This window comes from Caballeronia sp. (assembly GCF_049581465.1).
Lineage (GTDB): Bacteria > Pseudomonadota > Gammaproteobacteria > Burkholderiales > Burkholderiaceae > Caballeronia.
Genome location: NZ_JBAUSA010001319.1, coordinates 1 through 3,345, shown reverse-complemented (window position 1 = coordinate 3,345; position 3,345 = coordinate 1). Strand labels below are relative to the sequence as shown.

General features: G+C 59.7%; 2 protein-coding genes and 1 pseudogene. 2 read left to right on the top strand and 1 reads right to left on the bottom strand.

What is annotated here, in order from left to right; all coding sequences use genetic code 11:
• Together WCA53_RS31960 and lpdA are read left to right on the top strand one after the other, a co-directional pair.
• Positions 1 to 756: 2-oxo acid dehydrogenase subunit E2 (locus tag WCA53_RS31960; RefSeq protein WP_423921187.1), on the top strand; the 756-nt coding region annotated here is incomplete at its 5' end.
• A 230-nt stretch (positions 757 to 986) separates the two neighbouring features.
• Complete coding sequence (lpdA, locus tag WCA53_RS31955; RefSeq protein WP_423921182.1) at positions 987 to 2,780, top strand: dihydrolipoyl dehydrogenase; 1,794 nt, start codon at positions 987 to 989, stop codon at positions 2,778 to 2,780.
• 231 nt (positions 2,781 to 3,011) lie between these two features.
• Here the strand turns inward: lpdA and WCA53_RS31950 are convergent.
• Positions 3,012 to 3,345, bottom strand: a pseudogene (locus WCA53_RS31950) (phasin family protein); the annotation flags it as partial.

The window sequence follows — 3,345 nt, the reverse complement described above, 5'->3', positions numbered from 1 at the left end:
GCAGCGCCGGCCGGTGGCGGCGAGTTGAATTTGCTGCCGTGGCCGAAGGTCGATTTCGCGAAGTTCGGTCCTGTCGATCCGAAGCCGCTCTCGCGCATCAAGAAGATCTCGGGCGCGAACCTGCATCGCAACTGGGTCATGATTCCGCACGTCACGAACAACGACGAAGCCGACATCACCGACCTCGAAGCGCTGCGCGTTCAGTTGAACAAGGAAAACGAGAAGGCCGGCGTCAAGTTCACCATGCTCGCGTTCGTGATCAAGGCAGTCGTTGCCGCGCTTAAGAAATTCCCGACGTTCAATGCGAGCATCGACGGCGATAACCTCGTCTTCAAGCAGTACTACAACATCGGTTTTGCGGCCGATACCCCGAATGGCTTGATGGTTCCGGTCATTCGCGACGCCGACAAGAAGGGTCTCGTCGATGTCGCGAAGGAGATGGCCGATCTCTCGAAAGCAGCGCGTGACGGCAAGCTCAAGCCTGACCAGATGCAAGGCGGCTGTTTCTCGATTTCGTCGCTTGGTGGGATTGGTGGAACGCATTTCACGCCGATCATCAATGCGCCCGAAGTCGCAATCCTTGGCTTGTCGCGGGGGGCGATGAAGCCCGTCTGGGACGGAAAGGCGTTTGTTCCGCGATTGATCCTGCCGCTGTCGCTGTCGTATGACCATCGGGTGATCGATGGCGCCGAAGCAGCGCGGTTCAATGCTTATCTTTCTGCTGTGCTGGCGGATTTTCGTCGCGTGAGTTTGTGATCGTTTTGGATGGCGGCCCGTGGTTGCCTCGGGTTCGCCATCCGTCTCGTTGAACTTGCTCGCACGACGGGTTTTGAGCCACGCGCCTATCCGGCGCGGCACGCACTTTCTTCGAATTGCCAAAGAAAGTAAGCAACGGAAAGGCAAGTCTGCCGACGGCAGGACCGAAACGCATCGCTCTCCGGCGTATTCGATATCGGTCCTGCCCGCTCTCATTCTTAGGGGACACCATGAGTCTCGTCGAACTTAAAGTACCCGATATCGGCGATTTCAAAGACGTCGATGTCGTCGAAGTCAATATCAAACCCGGCGACGCCGTTGAAATAGAACAAGGCGTTCTCACCCTCGAATCCGATAAAGCCTCCATCGAAGTCCCTAGCGATGTCGTGGGCACGGTGAAAGAGGTCAAAATCAAGGCGGGCGATAAAGTCTCGCAAGGCACCGTCATCGCTTTGGTTGAAACGGCCGCTGCCGCTGCTGCCGCGCCGGCTGAGAAGCCTGCCGCACCTAAAGAAGCCCCTGCGCCTAAAGAAGCCCCTGCGTCCAAGCCCGCCGAAAAAGCACCGGCCGCGGCCGCGCCCGCGCCGAAGGCCGGTTCGTTCTCAGGTTCCGCCGATATCCAATGCGACATGCTCGTGCTCGGCGCCGGCCCCGGTGGTTATTCGGCCGCTTTCCGCGCAGCGGATCTCGGCATGAACACCGTGCTGGTCGAACGCTATCCCACGCTCGGCGGCGTGTGCCTCAACGTCGGCTGCATTCCGTCGAAAGCGTTGTTGCACGCGGCTTTGATCACCGAAGAAGCCAAGGCGCTCGCGCACCATGGTATTTCGTTCGGCGAGCCGACCATCGATCTCGATAAACTGCGCGGGTTCAAGTCGGGCGTCGTCAGCAAGCTGACCGGCGGGCTCGCCGGCATGGCCAAGGCGCGCAAGGTCCAGGTGGTCACCGGCGTGGGTAACTTCGTTGGCCCGAATCACATGGAGATTGAGGGCGAGGGCGGCAAGAAGGTTGTTCAGTTCAAGCAGGCGATTATTGCGGCCGGCTCGCAATCCGTGAATTTGCCGTTCATGCCGAAGGACCCGCGTGTCGTCGATTCGACCGGCGCGCTTGAACTGCGCCAGGTTCCGAAGCGCATGCTCGTGGTCGGCGGCGGCATTATCGGGCTGGAAATGGCGACCGTGTATGGTGCGCTTGGCTCGGAAATCGACGTAGTCGAAATGCTCGACGGCCTCATGACCGGCGCCGACCGCGATCTGGTCAAGGTCTGGGAGAAGTACAACGCCAAGCGCTTTGCCAACATCATGCTCAAGACGAAGACGAGCGGTGCCGAGGCGAAAGAAGATGGCATCTACGTGAGCTTCGAAGGCGAAAAGGCACCCGCCGAGGCGCAACGCTATGACCTCGTCCTGGTCGCCGTGGGCCGCAGCCCGAACGGCGGCAGGATTGGCGCGGACAAGGCGGGCGTGGCCGTGACGGATCGCGGCTTCATCAATGTCGACAAGCAGATGCGCACGAACGTCGCGCATATTTTTGCGATCGGCGATCTCGTCGGGCAGCCGATGCTCGCCCACAAGGCCGTGCACGAAGGCCACGTCGCAGCCGAAGCGGCGCACGGCGAGAAGTCCTATTTCGACGCGCTGCAAATTCCGTCGGTGGCGTATACGGATCCGGAAGTAGCCTGGGCCGGCAAGACTGAAGCCGAGTGCAAGGCCGAAGGCATCAAGTACGGCAAGGCCACGTTCCCGTGGGCTGCGTCGGGCCGGGCGATTGCGAATGGTCGCGATGAAGGCTTTACCAAGCTGATCTTCGACGAAGAAACCCACCGGATCATCGGCGGAGGGATCGTAGGATTGGGCGCTGGCGACCTGATCAGCGAAGTGTGCCTGGCGATCGAAATGGGCGCGGACGCTGAGGATATCGGCAAGACGATTCATCCGCATCCAACGCTCGGCGAGTCGGTCGGCATGGCCGCAGAGTTGTATGAGGGCGTCTGCACGGACTTACCGCCGCAACGCAAGAAGTAGGGCGCTGAGAAGGCTGCGCGTCGTTCAGGGAGTTTCACGGACTTCATCGACGCGCCGCCTTTCGTCTTTGCGTTCGTGCATCCGTAGGGCCAAGAATGCGAAAAGGCCGTTCCAGGTTGAACTGGAACGGCCTTTTTTGTTGCTTGATTTTGTTACTTAAGCTACCTGGATCGGGCGGCGTCCGGTTTCATCGGATGACGTCCTAACCTTGCATTGAAGCTTGAACCGAGCTTAGACCGTCTTCTTGGCAACAGCGCGCGAAGCTTGGGCAGTCGCTTGCGATGCAGCCTTCGTTGCGGCCGTAGCGGCTGCGTTGAAGTTGCTCTCAGCGATTTCCACGGCTTGCTTGCTTGCCTTGTGGATGGTTTCGTACGTCGTGTTGGCGGCCGTGATCGCCGACTTCATCACAGCAACAGCCGTTTCCGAGCCTGCCGGTGCGTTCTTCGCGACGTTTTCTACGAGCGTTTGCACCTTGCGGTTCTGGTCTTCGAATTGGGCTTCTGCAACGCGGGCAAATTCAGCCTGCGTCGACGATGCGATTTCATACAAGTGACGGCCATACGAC